Here is a 15,144-nt window from a genome sequence, read left to right on the forward strand (position 1 = left end):
CCCGCGAGGATCCGGGAGTCGGGCCTGCCGCCGTGGGTCGACGACGGGGGTCCTGACTCGGGTCGGTCGAGGAGGGTCACGGGCCGGACGATACCGACGGGAGGGTGTCGATCGGGCCGGGATGCCGGGGGCGGGGCACCTTTCGTCACAGCGGCCACGGGCGCCCCAGGCGTCCGCTCGGAGGCCCCGCCCGCCGCGTGGGCGGGGCCGATGCCCTCTAGGCTGGCCGCGATCTGCAACCGAGGGACGAAGGACACATGAAGCGCGCACTCATCACCGGCATCACCGGTCAGGACGGTCTGTACCTGTCCGAGCTGCTGCTGTCGAAGGGCTATGAGGTCTACGGCCTCATCCGGGGGCAGAACAACCCGAAGCTCGACCTGGTCCGTCAGACCGTGCCGGACGTGAAGCTGCTGACCGGTGACATCACCGACCTGTCCAGCCTCATCCGGGCCTTCTCCGAGGCTCAGCCCGACGAGGTCTACAACCTGGGCGCCATCTCCTTCGTGGCGTACTCCTGGGAGAACGCCCGGCTGACGTCGGACGTCACCGGCATCGGTGTGCTGAACATGCTGGAGGCGACCCGGCTCTACGCCGGCAGCGACCTGTCGAAGGTGCGCTTCTACCAGGCGTCGAGCTCGGAGATGTTCGGCAAGGTGCAGGACGTCCCGCAGCGGGAGAGCACCTTGCTGTGGCCGCGGTCGCCGTACGGCGTGGCCAAGGTGTACGGCCACTACATGACGATCAACTACCGCGAGTCCTACGGCATGCACGCCAGCTCCGGCATCCTGTTCAACCACGAGTCGCCCCGCCGCGGCCCGGAGTTCGTCACCCGCAAGGTCACCCAGGCCGTGGCGCGCATCTCCCTGGGCCTGCAGGAGAGCATCGCGCTGGGCAACCTGGACGCCAAGCGTGACTGGGGCTTCGCCGGTGACTACGTCGACGCGATGTGGCGGATGGTGCAGCAGGACGAGGCCGATGACTACGTGGTCGCGACCGGTGAGACGCACTCCATCCGGGAGCTGCTGGAGATCGCCTTCGCCCACGTGGGCATCGAGGACTGGTCGGGCAAGGTGTTCCAGGACCCGCGGTTCTTCCGCCCCGCCGAGGTCGACCTGCTCATCGGTGACCCGGCCAAGGCCAAGGAGAAGCTGGGCTGGACGCCGCAGGTCGGGTTCGAGGAGCTGGTCCGGATGATGGTCGACTCGGACCTGGCCCAGCAGAAGGAGCTCGCGGGCCGGTGAGCCCGGTCCGTGCGCTCGTCACCGGGGCGACGGGGCAGGACGGCAGCTACCTCGTCGAGCAACTGCTCGCCGAGGGCGTCGAGGTGCACGCCGTGGTCCGCGGTCAGGAGCCGGGCGGTCGTCCGTCCGGACACCTCCCCGACGGGGTGCACGTGCACACCGCCGACCTGCTGGCCGGTGAGCGGCTCGAGGCCGTCGTCGCCGAGGTGGAGCCGGACGAGCTCTACAACCTCGGTGGGCTGAGCTCGGTCGCGCTGTCCTGGCAGGAGCCGGCGCTCACCGCCCAGGTGAGCGGGGTGGCGGTCGGCCGGCTGCTGCAGGCCTCGCACGATCTGCAGGAGCGCACCGGTCGCCCGGTGCGCTTCGTGCAGGCGTCCAGCGCCGAGGTGTTCGGTCACGCCGACCAGGTCCCGCAGGACGAGACCACCCCGGTGCGCCCGATCACCCCCTATGGGGCTGCCAAGGCCTACGGCCACCTGCTGGTCGGGGTCTACCGGGCGCGGGGGCTGCACGCGTCCAGCTGCATCCTCTACAACCACGAGTCGCCGCGGCGTCCGGAGACGTTCGTGACCCGCAAGGTCACCGCCGCCGCAGCCCGGATCGCCCGCGGTCAGCAGGACGAGCTGGCGATGGGCAACCTGGACGCCCGTCGGGACTGGGGATGGGCGCCGGACTACGTCGCGGCGATGGTCCTCGCGGCGCGGGCCGACGAGGGCCGGGACTACGTCGTGGCGACCGGGGTGGGGCACAGCGTCCGGGAGTTCGTGGCCGCGGCCTTCCGCGCCGCGGGCATCGACGACTGGGAGCGGCACGTCACCCTCGACCCGCGCTTCGCCCGGCCGTCGGACGCGCCGGAGCAGCTCGGGGACGCCTCGCGCGCCCGGGAGCTGCTCGGGTGGGCGCCCACGGTGCCCTTCGAGGAGATCGTCGCCCGGATGGTCGAGACGGACCTGGCGCTGACCGCGGAGCGCCCTCCGGGCTGACCCGTTCGACGGGTCAGCGGGGCCCGTCGGCCGCTGCCCGGGACAGCACGGCCGCGGTCTGGTCCGCCGTCCGGGACCAGTCCAGGTCTGCTGCCCGGGCGAGCGAGCCGGTGCGCAGCACCTCCCGGCGTGTCGGGTCAGCGGCCTCCGCCAGTCCGCGGGCGACGTCGGCGGGATCGCGCGGTTCCACGAGGACGGCGGCGCCACCGGCGGCCTCCTCGGTCGCGGTCCCCGACGACGTGACGACGGGGACCCCGTGCGCCATCGCCTCGGTCACCGGCAGCCCGTACCCCTCGCGGAGGGACGGGTAGCAGAACAGCAGGGCGCCGGCGTAGGCCGCGTCCAGCTCGGTGCGCGGGAGCCGCCCGAGGACGCGGACCCGGTCGGTGGGCACCCGGCGCAGTCGCGCGGTCTCCGGGCCCCAGCCCTCGGGGCCGACGAGGACCAGGTCGACGTCCAGGCCGGTGCCGGTGGCGAACTGCTCGAAGGCCTGCACGAGCACGGGCAGGTTCTTCCGCGGCTCGCGCGTGCCGGTCCACAGCACGTAGGGGCGGGTCAGCCCGTGTCGTGCGCGGAACCGCGCCACGTCCTCGGGTGTGGTGTGCACCGGTCGCACGCCGTGCGGCACGACGGTGATGCGGGCGGGGTCGATGCCCTGCTCGACGCACTCCGCGCGGGTGGCGTGCGAGGGCACGACGACTGCGGTGGCCTCCCGTCGGGTGATCTCCAGTCCCCGGCGGAAGAAGGCCGCGCCGTGCGCGGTGAAGTGCTCGGGGTCCTGCAGGAACGCCAGGTCGTGCACCGTCACCACGAGGGGCCGGCGCCGTCCGGGGATCGCCCAGGTCGTGGCGTGGACGACGTCCAGTCCGCGGTCCGGCCGTGGGCGGCGCGTGGACTGCCAGAGCTGGTAGAGCGCCCGCCGGGGCACCGGGGAGCGCCGCAACGGGACGGGGAGGCGATCACCCTCGGGCGTCCGCCCGCCGTGGCGTGCGGTGAGTCCGGTCAGCCGCAGGTCCGCCCGCCCCGACAGCTCGGTGAGCAGTTCGCGCACGTACGTGCCCGACCCGCCGGGTTGGGGCTGCCAGCACTGCTCGACCGTCATCCCGACGCGCAGCGGGCTCCGATCGGGGGCCATGACGCTCCTGCCTGTCATGGCCCCCGATCGGGAGCGGGGGCCTGGTGGTGACCGTGCTGGTGCGACGGACGCCCGAGCAGGCTACGTCGGCGGCCCGGCCACCAGCCCCCGAGCGGTCAGACCGGAGCCGTCGCGCGCTCACCCCGCCGGGGGAACGGGATCCGGGCGGGGGTGCTGCGCACCGCACGGAGCTGGACCAGGCGGCGGGCGGCTTGGTAGAGCGCGGAGTCGGCCCGGTTCAGCGAGTCCAGCGCACGCAGGTCGCCGGGCGTGAGGGCCGGGAGCTCCCACGGTGCGCCGGCGGGACGGACGTTCGAACGGGGCATCGCGGTGGCCGGCGGCCAGCCCCGCCGGTTCGCCACCCGCTGGGCGAGGGCGTCCAGCTCCTCGGCGAAGCCGAAGTCGGCCATCCGCCGGAGCCGCTGGGTCGCGCGGTGCACCAGCACCGGCTTCGACGGCAGTGCGGCCAGCTCGTAGCGGGCCTGGGCCAGGAAGAACCCCGTCGCCTCCTCGGGCAGGCGGGTGTCACGCGTGTCGGCGGTGCTGGTCGCGAGGTAGCGGGCCTGGACGTCGGTCAGCGCCAGTCGCAGCACCGGGTCCTGGACCACGGCGGCGAGGTCGTTGCCGATGCGGTGGAGTCGATCGTGCAGGTAGTGCTCGGGAGCGCGCCAGATGTGGCACAGGTGGGAGACGGTCCGCGCGCGGGGGTTGCGGAGCAACGTGATGTCGACGGTGGGCCCGGCGAGTCGCCGGGACAGCTCGTCGGCGAGGTGTCCCCGGTACAGCAGCCGGCCCCGGAGGTCCTCGTCCCTCGTGGCCTCCAGCTGGGGGAGGAGTTGGGGGGCGAAGACGTCATCCGGCTCGTGGTGGGAGTCGAGCCACTGGATGAACGACGTGCCAGCGGTCTTGGGGATGTGCCAGAAGTACAGCGGGAGAACCGTCACGTACCGGAACCTAAACATCACTCTGTGTGCGAGCCAGCAGGCGCGCGTCCGCGGGCCTCGTGAGTCGCCGCCCGCCACACCAGCCCCTCGCGGCGCGGAGCCGGTCTGGTCATCCGCCCTCCGGGACGGTCCGCGGTGCTCGTAGGGTGACCGCGTGGTGAGGCTGATGGCATGGGGCTGAAGGTGTTGGTCGACGTCACGGCGATCCCGCACGACCGCGGTGGGGTCGGCCGCTACCTGGACGGCGTCCTGCCTGCGCTGGGCGAGCGTGACGTCGACCTGCTGGTCGTCGCCCAGCCGCACGACGTCGCCGGCTTCGCCCGGACGGTCCCGGCCGCCGAGGTGGTCGCTGCCCCGGGACCGGCCGCCCGCCGTCCGGTACGGCTGGCGTGGGAGCAGAGCGGCCTGCCCCGGCTGGCCCGCCGCTGGAGGGCCGACGTGCTGCACAGCCCGCACTACACCCTGCCGCTGGCGGCCCCGGTGCCCGTCGTCGTGACCGTCCACGACGCGACCTTCTTCACCGATCGGGCCGTGCACTCGCCGGTCAAGGCCCGGTTCTTCCGCGGAGCCACCCGGCTGGCCGGGCGCTGTGCGGCCGCGCTGATCGCGCCGTCGGAGGCGACCCGGGCCGAGGTGGCCCGGGAGGCGGACGTGGACCCCGGCAAGATCCACGTCGCGTGGCACGGGGTCGACGACACGGTGTTCCGTCCCCCGGCCGACGGCGATCGGGCCCGGGTCGCCGCATCGCTGGGCCTGTCCGGTCGCCGGTACGTCGCCTTCCTGGGCACGATCGAACCGCGGAAGAACGTGCCCGCGCTGATCGGCGCCTGGGTGGACGCCGTCCGCGAGCAGGACGACCCACCGGCGCTGGTGCTGGCCGGCGGGATGGGCTGGGACGACCGGGTGGACGCCGCCGTGGCCGCCGTCCCGGCACACCTGACCGTGCTGCGTCCCGGCTACCTGCCGCTCACCGACCTGCCCGGCTTCCTCGGCGGGGCGGAGGTCGTGGCCTATCCGAGCCTCGGCGAGGGCTTCGGCCTGCCGGTGCTGGAGGCGATGGCCTGCCGGGCGACGGTGCTCACCACCGAACGGCTCGCGCTGCCCGAGGTCGGCGGTGACGCGGTCGCCTACTGCGGCGTCGACCAGCCCTCGATCGCTGCGGCACTGCGCTCGCTGCTCGCCGATGCCGGGGAGCGGGAGAGGCTGGCGACCCGGGCCGTGACCCGGGCGGCCACGTTCACCTGGGGCCGGGCCGCGGACGTGCACCTCGCGGTGTACGAAGCCGCTGCCGGGTCGGGTCCGTGGTGGCGCCGCCGCTGACGTGCCCGCCGGCCGAGCCGGTGCGCGGTGTGGCTCCCGGCGCCGTCTAGGGTCGCGCTGTGGGCAGCACCTCGGCGACACTGACGGTCGTCGTCGTCACCTACTCGCCCGGGGAGACGCTGGCCGCCTTCCTGGACTCCCTGGCCGAGGCGACCACCCGCCGGTACGAGGTGGTGCTGGCCGACAACGGCTCCACCGACGGGGTGCCCGAGCAGATGGCCCGGGAGCGCCCCGAGGTCCGGCTGCTGCGGACCGGCGGCAACGTCGGGTACGGCGCCGCAGCCAACGCCGGGCTGGCCGACCTCAGCTCGGGCCATGCGCTGATCGCCAACCCCGACGTCCGCTTCGAGCCCGGTTCGGTCGACGAGCTGCTGGCCGCGGCCGCCCGGTGGCCCCGCGCGGCGACGCTCGGACCGGCGATCCGGACGCCGGAGGGGACCATCTACCCCTCCGCCCGCGAGTTGCCGGCGCTGTCGACCGGTGTCGGGCACGCCCTGCTCGGCTGGGCCTGGCCGGCCAACCCGTGGACGGCCCGGTACCGCCGGGAGCACGAGGAGATCGTCGAGCGTCCGGCGGGCTGGCTCTCCGGCAGCTGCTTCCTGGTGGACGTGGGCGCCTTCGCCTCGGTCGGTGGCTTCGACCCTGGCTACTTCATGTACTTCGAGGACGTCGACCTGGCCCGCCGCCTGGGTCAGCGAGGGTGGCTGCAGGTGTACGTGCCCACCGCTGTGGTGACGCACGAGGGCGGGCACGCGACGAAGCGCTCGGCCCACCGGATGCAGCGGGTGCACCACACGAGCGCGCTGCGGTACCTGTCGGCCGACTACCCGCGACGCCGGCACGCCCCGCTGCGGGCGGTGCTGCGGGCCGGACTGGGCGGCCGGATGCTGGTCTCCTACGTCAGCAGCCGGGTGGACGAGGGTGCGCAGCCGCAGCAGACGGTCGACGAACTCCCGGCCCAGCGGAGCCGTCGGCGCCTCCGCCGCGGCTGACCCGGCCCCCTTCACCCCGACACGATGACGACTGAGGACGGACGACCATGCGACACGCGGTGATCATGGCGGGCGGATCCGGCACCCGGCTCTGGCCGCTGTCCCGGGCCGAGCGCCCGAAGCAGCTGCTCGACGTCGTGGCTGCGGAGGACGGCTCCGCGCACAGCCTGCTGGCCGAGGCCTTCACCCGGCTGCAGGCGGTGCTCCCGACGGAGCAGATCTGGGTGTGCACCGCGGCCCGGTACGGCGACCAGGTGCGGGCCGCGCTGCCCGAGCTGCGGGCCGACCGGCTGGTCCTGGAGCCGGTCGCCCGGGACACCGCCAACGCCGTCGGGCTGGCCGCCGCACTCGTCGCCGACGTCGACCCCGACGCCGAGCTGGCCGTGGTCAGCGCCGACCACGTGATCCGGCCGGTCGAGCGGTTCGCCGACGCGCTGCGCACCGCCTACGACCTCCTCGCCGTCCGGCCGCGGGCGCTGGTGACCCTCGGTGTCACGCCGACGTCGCCGGCCACCGGCTTCGGCTACGTGCAGAAGGGCGCGCCGACCGAGGTGGCCGGCGCGAGCGAGGCGGCGTCGTTCCGGGAGAAGCCGGACCTGGCCACCGCCGAGCAGTACCTGGCCAGCGGCGAGTACGTCTGGAACTCGGGGATGTTCGTCTGGCGGGCGCAGACCGTCCTGGACGCGCTCGCCGACCACCTGCCGGAGTCGGCCGCCGGCCTGGGGCGCATCGTCGCCGCGCCGGCCGGCCCGGAGCGGGACGCCGTCCTCGCCGAGGTCTTCCCGACCCTGCCGAAGATCAGCGTCGACTACGCCGTGCTGGAGCCGGCGGCCGCGGAGCCTGGCCGGGTGGCCGTGGTCGACCTGGACGTCGACTGGCTGGACGTCGGCTCGTGGCCGGCGCTGGCGAACACGCTGACCGCCGACGAGGCGGGCAACGCCACCCGGGGGCTGACCGTGCTGCTGGACAGCTCGGGCAACGTCGTGCTGAGTGACGACCCGGAGCACCTGGTCGCGCTGGTCGGCGTGCGGGACAGCGTGGTCGTGCACACCGCCGACGTCACGATGGTCTGTCCCGTCTCCGACGCCGAACGGGTCAAGCAGCTGCTCGGCGCGACGGGGGAGCGGTTCGGCCCGCGCTTCAGCTGAGGGCGTCCGGTGGCGGCAGCGCGCTGGTTAACCTCGGGCGCATGAAGAACCTCGACGTCGCCGCTGTCGTCACCGGAGGGGCCTCTGGCCTCGGTGAGGCCACCACCCGTGCGCTGACCGCGGCCGGTGTCGCGGTCACCGTCCTGGACCTGCAGGAGGACCGCGGGCAGGCGCTGGCCGCCGAGCTGGGGGGCCACACCACCTTCGTCCGCACCGACGTCACCGACGAGGCGTCGGTGCAGGCGGCGATCGAGGACGCGACGGGCAAGGACCGGCCGCTGCGGATCGCGGTCAACTGCGCCGGCATCGGCTGGGCGCAGCGGGTGCTCGGCCGCGACGGGTCCGCGCACGACCTGGCCCCGTTCAGCCGCACCGTGACCGTCAACCTGATCGGCACCTTCAACGTGCTGCGGTTGGCCGCCGCCGCGATGGCCCGCACCGAGCCCGACGAGGACGGCGAACGCGGCGTCGTCGTCAACACCGCCTCGATCGCCGCCTACGACGGCCAGATCGGCCAGACCGCCTACGCCGCGTCCAAGGGCGGCATCGTCGGACTGACCCTCCCGGCGGCGCGCGACCTCTCCTCCGTCGGCGTGCGGGTCTGCACGATCGCCCCCGGGCTGGTCGACACCCCGCTGCTCGCCTCGCTGCCCGAGGAGGCCCGGACGGCGCTGGCCGCCGGCATCCCGTTCCCCAAGCGGCTGGGGCGGCCCGAGGACTTCGCCGAGCTGGCGCTGGACATCGTGCGGCACGGCTACCTGAACGGTGAGGTCGTCCGGATGGACGGCGCGCTGCGGATGGCACCGCGCTGACGACAGCACGTACCGGGAGGAACGCCGTGGGGGAGCTGTCGGCCGTCGACGCACCGGCGCACGACCAGGTCTGGACGCCGGACTGGCCGCTGGACGTGCGCCGGACGCTGTCCCGGGACCGCCGGGGCACCGGCGACCCGACGCTGCGCTACGCCGAGGACGGCGTCTGGCGGACGACGACCACCCCCGATGGGCCGGCCACCGTGCGGCTGACCGGAGGCGCGTCGGCCATCCGGGTGCAGGCCTGGGGACCGGGCGCAGCGTGGGCCGGCCGGCGCGCGCCCCGCTGGCTGGGGGCCGACGACCGGCCGGAGGACTTCGACCCGACCTCGCACCCGCTCGTCGCCCGGCTGCACCGCGGGGCGCCGTGGCTGCGGCTGGGCAGCACCGGGCGGGTGTGGGACGCCCTGCTGCCGGCCGTCCTGGAGCAGAAGGTGACCGGCATCGAGGCGCACCGCACCTTCCGTGAACTGCTGGGGCTGGCCGGTGAGACCGCGCCCGGACCGGCGCCGGCGGGGATGCGGGTGGTGCCCTCGGCCGAGCGGGTGCTCGCGGTCACCGACTGGCAGTGGCACGGCTGCGGGCTGGACGGTGCCCGCCGCCGGTCGCTGCGGGCGGTCGCCTCGGTCGCGTCCCGGCTGGAGGCCGGCGTCCACGACGACTGCGCCGACCTGCGCCGCCGGCTGCAGTCGGTGCCGGGCATCGGCGTCTGGACCGCGGCCGAGGTGGCCCAGCGCGCCGTGGGCTGCCCGGACTCGGTCAGCGTCGGCGACTACCACCTGAAGAACCTGGTGGGCTGGTCGCTGGCCGGCCGGAAGACCGACGACGCCGGGATGCTCGAACTGCTGGAGCCCTGGCGCGGGCACCGGCAGCGCGTCGTCCGGTTGCTGGAGGTCGGCGGCAGCATGCCGCCCAAGCGGGGCCCCCGGATGGCCCCCACCCAGTACCGCTCGATCTGACTCCGGTCAGCCGGCGAGCAGGCCCCGCAGGTAGTCGCCGTACCCGCTCTTGGCCAGCGGCTCGGCCGCGGCGCGGAGCCCCGCGTCGTCCAGCCAGCCGTTGCGCCAGGCGACCTCCTCGATGCAGCCGATCTTCAGCCCCTGCCGCTCCTCGACCACCGAGACGAACTCGGTGGCCTGGCGCAACGAGGCGAAGGTGCCGGTGTCCAGCCAGGCGGTGCCACGGTCCAGCACGGTGACGGTGAGCCGGCCCTGCCGCAGGTAGTGCTCGTTGACGGCGGTGATCTCCAGCTCGCCCCGGGCACTGGGGGTGATGCCGCGGGCGACCGCGACGACGTCCGGGCCGAAGAAGTACAGCCCCGGGACGGCGTAGGAGCTCTTGGGCACCGCCGGCTTCTCCTCGATGGAGAGCACCCGGCCGGCGTCGTCGAACTCCACGACGCCGTAGGCCGCCGGGTCGGCGACGTGGTAGGCGAAGACGTGCCCGCCGTCGGGCTCGGGCAGCCGGGACAGGGCGGTGCCCAGGCCGGCGCCGTAGAAGATGTTGTCGCCCAGCACCAGGGCGGCCGCCTGGCCGTCGAGGAAGTCCGCGCCGATGAGGAACGCCTGCGCGAGCCCCTCCGGCCGGGGCTGCACCGCGTACTCGATCCGCATGCCCAGCCGCGTGCCGTCACCGAGCAACCGGGCGAAGGAGTCGCGGTCCTCCGGGGTGGTGATGACCAGGACCTCGCGGATCCCCGCCATCATCAGGGTGGAGAGCGGGTAGTAGATCATCGGCTTGTCGTAGACCGGCATGAGCTGCTTGCTGACGCCCAGGGTGATGGGCCACAGTCGGCTGCCGGTCCCGCCGGCCAAGATGATCCCTCGCATCCGCTGACCGTAAGCGGCCGGTGACGTGGAGCGGTGGTGCCACTCACCCCGGCGGATGAGCTCCGACGTGGCACGCCCCGCCCGGCAGCCGCGTCGCCTAGCGTCTCGGGCATGCGCGTCCTGGTCACCGGCGGTGCCGGCTTCATCGGTTCGCACTACGTGCGCACCATGCTCTCCGGCGGGTACCCGGGCTTCGAGGACGCCGAGGTCACCGTCTTCGACAAGCTCACCTACGCCGGCAACCTGGCCAACCTCGCCCCGGTCTCCGACAGCCCGCGCTACCGGTTCGTGCAGGGCGACATCTGCGTCGCCGCGGACCTGGACGCTGCCCTGCCCGGGCACGACATGGTGGTCCACTTCGCTGCGGAGTCCCACGTCGACCGCTCGATCACCGGTGCCGCCGGCTTCGTGCTGACCAACGTGCTGGGCGCCCAGCAGGTGTTCGACGCCGCGCTCCGGCACGGCGTCCGCCGGGTCGTGCACGTCTCCACCGACGAGGTCTACGGCTCGATCGACTCCGGCTCGTGGACCGAGGACCACCTGCTCGAGCCCAACTCGCCGTACTCGGCGGCGAAGGCGGGCAGCGACCTGATCGCCCGGGCCTACGCGAAGACCTACGGGCTGGACGTCTCGATCACCCGGTGCAGCAACAACTACGGGCCGTACCACTTCCCGGAGAAGGTCATCCCGCTGTTCGTCACCAACCTGCTGGACGGGCTCACGGTGCCGCTCTACGGGGAGGGCGCCAACGTGCGCGACTGGCTGTTCGTCGACGACCACTGCCGGGGGATCCAGCTGGTGCTGGAGAAGGGGCGGCCGGGGGAGTTCTACAACATCGGCGGTGGGCGGGAGCTGTCCAACAAGGAGCTCACCGAGCAGCTGCTGGTGGCCACCGGCCGCGACTGGAGCCACGTGGAGAACATCGTCGACCCGCGCGGCGGCGGTCACGACCTGCGCTACTCCGTCGACCACTCCAAGACCGCTGCGCTCGGCTATGCCCCGCGCATGAGCTTCGAGGACGGTCTCGCGCTGACCGTCCAGTGGTACCGGGACAACCGCGCCTGGTGGGAGCCGCTCAAGGCCGCCGCGGCGACCGCGCGCTCGTGACCGCCCCGACCTCCTGGCTGGTCACCGGGGCGGGCGGGCAGCTCGGCACCGACCTGCAGGCGGTGCTGGCGGCGGACCGTCCGGACGACACCGTGACCGCGCTCGGCCGGGCCGAGCTGGACCTCACCGACGAGGCCCAGGTGCGCGCGCGGGTCCGCGGGTGGCTGCACCTGGCCCGGGCGGCCGGTGCGCGGCCGGTGGTGGTCAACGCCGCCGCCTACACGGCGGTGGACGCCGCTGAGGACGACGAGGCGACCGCGCTGCTGGTCAACGGGGCCGCCCCGGGCTGGCTGGCCGAGGAGCTGGCCGGGCGCGGCCGGCTGGTGCACGTCTCCACCGACTACGTCTTCGCCGGCACGGCCAGCACGCCGTACCGGGTCGACGACGAGCCCGCACCGCGGACCGCCTACGGCCGGACGAAGCTGGCCGGGGAGCACGCGATCGCGGCGGTGGACGACGACGCCGTCGTCGTCCGGACCTCCTGGGTGCACGCCGCGCACGGCAGCAACTTCGTGCGCACCATGCTCCGGCTCGAGCGCGAGCGGGACACCCTGTCCGTCGTCGACGACCAGACCGGCAGCCCGACCTGGTCGGCCGACCTCGCCCGCGGGCTGGTGGAGGTGTCGCTGGCACAGGCTCGCGGCCTGTTGCACGCCACGAACGGCGGCTCCACCACCTGGTTCGGGCTCGCCCGGCTGGTCTTCGAGCTCGCCGGCGCCGATCCGGGGCGGGTGCAGCCCACCACGACCGACGCGTTCCCCAGCCGTGCGGTGCGACCGGCCTACAGCGTGCTGGACCCCGCTGCCTGGGTGGCGGCCGGGCTGACGCCGCTGCCGCCCTGGGCGACCTCCGTGCGCGCCTGCGTCGACCGGCTCGGCGCCCTCCGCAGCTGACCCGGGTGGGGCTGGAGTCGCGAGCTCGTCAGCTGCCGCGCAGCTCTGCGTACCGCGCCTGACACTCGGCCATGGTGGGCAGCAGGCCCTGCTCACGGGCGGCGGCGAGGGTGGGCGCGGCGAGGTCCTTGGCTGACAGCTCGAACTCGACGTCGGCCGGCCAGGGCAGGTCCAGCTCGGGGTCCATCGGGTGCACGCCGAACTCCCGACCGGGGGAGTAGCCGGTGGACACGAGGTAGGTGACCGAGCTGGCGTCGGCGAGGGAGACGAACGCGTGTCCCAGCCCTTCGGCCAGGTAGACCGCGCGCGGCTGCGCGCTGTCCAGCAGCACCGTGTCGTGCACACCGAAGGTCGGCGAGCCGACCCGCAGGTCGACCACCACGTCGAGCACCGTGCCGGCCGGGCAGTAGACGTACTTGGCCTGGCCGGGGGGCACCGAGGCGAAGTGCACGCCCCGCAGCGCGCCGCGGGCGGAGACGCTGTGGTTGGCCTGGGCGATCCGGAAGCCCGGACCGACCGCCTCGGCGAGCACGTCGGCGCGGAACCACTCGGTGAACCGGCCGCGGGTGTCACCGTGCGGGACCAGGTCCAGCGCATAGGCGTCGGGGACGGCGAGCTCACGGATCTGCACGGGTCGACGCTAGCGACCGCCGGCGGAGGCGGGCACCGGGTCTCCCCCTCAGGTGGGGGTGCGCCCCAGCCACACCCGGCCGGCCAGCGACGCACCGCCGAAGGTCGCGGCCGGCTCCCACCGGGTCGCCCAGCCCTCGGCCTGCAGCTGGACCAGCGCCGCGCCGACGACCGCGCCGAGGGCCAGCGAGGTGACCGGGGTGATCGGGTCGGCCAGGTGGACGTCGACGACGTCGCCGTCCTCCCCCTCCTCGCTGCCGTAGCGGAAGACCACCGGGAACTCCGGCAGCGCGGCCACGGCGGTCCGGAAGGCCTCGGCGACGGCGAGCAGGGCGCCGTCCCGATGGGCGAGGGAGGCGGAGCTGGCGCGGCTGCCGACCAGGTCCCGGGCGCCCGTGGGGAACAGGTCGCCGGCGCCGAGCCGGACCAGCGGACGGGTGCCGTCGTCCGGCACCGGTGGCGCGAACCGCAGACCGCGCACCACCGCCACCGGGACGCCACCGAGCTTGCCCTTGACCAGGTCACCGGCGGCGGCGAGCTCGTCGACCACCGCGACCTGGGTGGTCTCCAGCCGGTTGCCGTGCACGTCGACGGCCCCGCGGTGGTCGACCAGGGCGGGCAGCCCGGCCGCCCCGATCGCCACGTCGGTGACCCCGTCCCGCCAGGGCCGGCCGAAGGTGTCGCTGACCACGACGGCCACGGTCACCCCGAGCAGCTCGTGCAGCCGGTCACGCAGCCGCCGGGCCGAGGCGTCGGCGTCCTCGGGCAGCAGCACCAGGGCGTCGGAGGCGACGTTGGAGGCGTCGATGCCGGCGGCGGCCACCACCCAGCCGTGCCGGGTCTCGACGATCCTCAGCGGCCCGCGGCGGGCGACGACCCGCACCGTCTCGGCGGTGATCGCCTGCTGTCGTGCGGTCTCCCGGTCGGTACCCGGCGGGACCGACACCAGGTTGCCCTCGACCTTGGACACGACCTTCGACGTCACCACCAGGACGTCGTCGTCGCCCAGCCAGGGGGCAGCGGCGGCGACGGCGCCGGCGAGGTCGTCGCCAGGGGAGAACTCGGGCAGCCCGGCCACCGGCAGCACCGAGATGCCCGCCGGTGGTGCGGTCACCGGGACCCTGCTCCGGCTGCGTCCAGCGCGGCCTGGGCCAGCGCCTGCGTCGCCTCCGGTGAGCTCATCAGCAACGGGACGGCGCGCACGTCGACGCCGGGCACGGTGGCCTGGTCGCCGGTGTGCACCAGCCAGGCGTCCAGCAGGCCGCCGGCGGACCGGGCGCCGTAGTGCCGGCCGACACCTTCCGCGCTGACCTCGACGCCGACCACGGGCAGACAGCGGTCGGCCATGCCGCGCAGCGCGGCGCCGTCGACGATGGGGGAGATGCCGACCACCCGGCCGGCGGCGGCCCGGACGGCGTCGCGGATCCCGGGCACCCCCAGCACGGTGCCGATCGAGACGACCGGGTTGGACGGGGCGAAGAGCACCGCGTCGGCGGTGCGGAGGGCCTCGACGACGCCGGGGCCGGGACGGGCGTCGTCCACCCCGACCTGGACGAAGCTGCGGGCGGCCAGGGCGGCCCGGTGCCGGATCCACCACTCCTGGAAGTGGATGGCGCGCGGGCGGCCGGTGTCGGGGTCGTCCACCACGACGTGCGTCTCGACCCGCTGGTCGCTCATCGGCAGCAGCCGCACCCCCGGTTGCCAGCGCTGCGCGAGCGCGGCGGTGACGTCGGAGAGCGGGTAGCCGGCGTCGAGCATGCGGGTGCGGACGAGATGGGTCGCGATGTCCCGGTCGCCGAGACCGAACCACGTCGGTTCTGCACCGTAGGCGGCCAGTTCGTCCTTCACCGTCCAGCTCTCGCCCCGACGGCCCCAGCCACGGTCCTCGTCGATGCCGTCACCCAGCGTGTACATCACGGTGTCCAGGTCGGGGCAGATCCGCAGCCCGTGCAGGGTCACGTCGTCGCCGGTGTTGACCACGGCGGTCACCTCGGCGTCGGGAGCCGCCGCGAGGAGGCCGCGGAGGAAGCGGGCGCCGCCGATGCCGCCGGCGAGTACGACGATGTGCACCCCACCCATGGTGCCTGATCGTCAGAACTCCACGGCG

15 protein-coding genes are annotated in these 15,144 nt (G+C 74.3%); 9 read left to right on the forward strand and 6 right to left on the reverse strand.

All coding sequences use genetic code 11. The annotated features are described in order from the left end of the window. The first annotated feature begins 257 nt into the window (after window positions 1-257). Window positions 258-1,244: a GDP-mannose 4,6-dehydratase gene (gene gmd / locus O2V61_RS14295; RefSeq protein ID WP_269183941.1), complete on the forward strand. Its 987-nt coding sequence runs from the start codon at window positions 258-260 to the stop codon at window positions 1,242-1,244. After that, window positions 1,241-2,227, forward strand: a complete 987-nt coding sequence (locus O2V61_RS14300) for a GDP-mannose 4,6-dehydratase (protein WP_269183942.1) — start codon at window positions 1,241-1,243, stop codon at window positions 2,225-2,227. Before gmd ends, O2V61_RS14300 begins: the two co-directional genes overlap by 4 nt. Window positions 2,228-2,240: 13 nt before the next feature. Here O2V61_RS14300 and O2V61_RS14305 read toward each other — a convergent pair whose 3' ends face one another. Next, a complete protein-coding gene (locus O2V61_RS14305; RefSeq protein WP_269183943.1) occupies window positions 2,241-3,362 on the reverse strand; it encodes a glycosyltransferase family 4 protein in 1,122 nt (373 codons plus the stop codon). 116 nt (window positions 3,363-3,478) lie between these two features. Next, the gene (locus O2V61_RS14310; RefSeq protein ID WP_269183944.1) at window positions 3,479-4,306 is read right to left on the reverse strand and encodes a hypothetical protein; all 828 of its coding nucleotides are present in this window, start codon (window positions 4,304-4,306) and stop codon (window positions 3,479-3,481) included. A gap of 171 nt (window positions 4,307-4,477) precedes the next feature. On the opposite strand from O2V61_RS14310, the gene O2V61_RS14315 reads away from it, so the two are divergent. Genes O2V61_RS14315 through O2V61_RS14335 form a run of 5 tightly spaced genes read left to right on the forward strand, consistent with a single transcriptional unit; the run spans window position 4,478 to window position 9,537 of the window. Then, entirely contained in the window at window positions 4,478-5,626 is a 1,149-nt protein-coding gene (locus O2V61_RS14315) for a glycosyltransferase family 4 protein (protein ID WP_269183945.1), read from the forward strand. Window positions 5,627-5,685: 59 nt separating this feature from the next. Further along, the gene (locus O2V61_RS14320; RefSeq protein WP_269183946.1) at window positions 5,686-6,618 is read left to right on the forward strand and encodes a glycosyltransferase family 2 protein; all 933 of its coding nucleotides are present in this window, start codon (window positions 5,686-5,688) and stop codon (window positions 6,616-6,618) included. Between the two features lie 47 nt (window positions 6,619-6,665). Then, window positions 6,666-7,766: a mannose-1-phosphate guanylyltransferase gene (locus O2V61_RS14325; protein WP_269183947.1), complete on the forward strand. Its 1,101-nt coding sequence runs from the start codon at window positions 6,666-6,668 to the stop codon at window positions 7,764-7,766. Between the two features lie 41 nt (window positions 7,767-7,807). Beyond that, entirely contained in the window at window positions 7,808-8,578 is a 771-nt protein-coding gene (locus O2V61_RS14330) for an SDR family NAD(P)-dependent oxidoreductase (protein WP_269183948.1), read from the forward strand. A 26-nt stretch (window positions 8,579-8,604) separates the two neighbouring features. After that, window positions 8,605-9,537, forward strand: coding sequence for a DNA-3-methyladenine glycosylase family protein (locus O2V61_RS14335; protein ID WP_269183949.1), 933 nt, complete (start codon window positions 8,605-8,607; stop codon window positions 9,535-9,537). A gap of 6 nt (window positions 9,538-9,543) precedes the next feature. Here the strand turns inward: O2V61_RS14335 and rfbA are convergent, their stop codons facing one another. Then, window positions 9,544-10,407, reverse strand: a complete 864-nt coding sequence (gene rfbA, locus O2V61_RS14340) for a glucose-1-phosphate thymidylyltransferase RfbA (protein WP_269183950.1) — start codon at window positions 10,405-10,407, stop codon at window positions 9,544-9,546. Window positions 10,408-10,518: 111 nt separating this feature from the next. Here rfbA and rfbB point away from each other — a divergent pair, with 111 nt between their 5' ends. Then, window positions 10,519-11,514, forward strand: a complete 996-nt coding sequence (gene rfbB / locus O2V61_RS14345; RefSeq protein WP_269183951.1) for a dTDP-glucose 4,6-dehydratase — start codon at window positions 10,519-10,521, stop codon at window positions 11,512-11,514. Beyond that, entirely contained in the window at window positions 11,511-12,407 is an 897-nt protein-coding gene (gene rfbD, locus O2V61_RS14350) for a dTDP-4-dehydrorhamnose reductase (protein ID WP_269183952.1), read from the forward strand. The genes rfbB and rfbD overlap by 4 nt, the downstream gene beginning before the upstream one ends. Window positions 12,408-12,435: 28 nt before the next feature. Here the strand turns inward: rfbD and O2V61_RS14355 are convergent, their stop codons facing one another. From O2V61_RS14355 to cofD, 3 genes are read right to left on the reverse strand one after another with little or no spacing between them, the layout of a single operon-like run. Further along, entirely contained in the window at window positions 12,436-13,038 is a 603-nt protein-coding gene (locus O2V61_RS14355; protein ID WP_269183953.1) for a dTDP-4-dehydrorhamnose 3,5-epimerase family protein, read from the reverse strand. Between the two features lie 48 nt (window positions 13,039-13,086). After that, entirely contained in the window at window positions 13,087-14,151 is a 1,065-nt protein-coding gene (locus tag O2V61_RS14360; protein ID WP_269183954.1) for a coenzyme F420-0:L-glutamate ligase, read from the reverse strand. Then, window positions 14,148-15,107, reverse strand: coding sequence for a 2-phospho-L-lactate transferase (cofD, locus tag O2V61_RS14365; protein ID WP_269183955.1), 960 nt, complete (start codon window positions 15,105-15,107; stop codon window positions 14,148-14,150). Before cofD ends, O2V61_RS14360 begins: the two co-directional genes overlap by 4 nt. Window positions 15,108-15,144 lie beyond the last annotated feature (37 nt).

This window comes from Modestobacter sp. VKM Ac-2985, from assembly GCF_026967925.1.
GTDB lineage: Bacteria > Actinomycetota > Actinomycetes > Mycobacteriales > Geodermatophilaceae > Modestobacter.

Bases quoted from the DNA above. Each gene is read 5' to 3' on its own strand.
- gmd (WP_269183941.1), top strand. From the start codon at position 258: ATGAAGCGCGCACTCATCACCGGCATCACCGGTCAGGACGGTCTGTAC.
- O2V61_RS14305 (WP_269183943.1), bottom strand. From the start codon at position 3,362: ATGGCCCCCGATCGGAGCCCGCTGCGCGTCGGGATGACGGTCGAGCAG.
- O2V61_RS14315 (WP_269183945.1), top strand. From the start codon at position 4,478: ATGGGGCTGAAGGTGTTGGTCGACGTCACGGCGATCCCGCACGACCGC.
- O2V61_RS14325 (WP_269183947.1), top strand. From the start codon at position 6,666: ATGCGACACGCGGTGATCATGGCGGGCGGATCCGGCACCCGGCTCTGG.
- O2V61_RS14330 (WP_269183948.1), top strand. From the start codon at position 7,808: ATGAAGAACCTCGACGTCGCCGCTGTCGTCACCGGAGGGGCCTCTGGC.
- rfbA (WP_269183950.1), bottom strand. From the start codon at position 10,407: ATGCGAGGGATCATCTTGGCCGGCGGGACCGGCAGCCGACTGTGGCCC.
- rfbB (WP_269183951.1), top strand. From the start codon at position 10,519: ATGCGCGTCCTGGTCACCGGCGGTGCCGGCTTCATCGGTTCGCACTAC.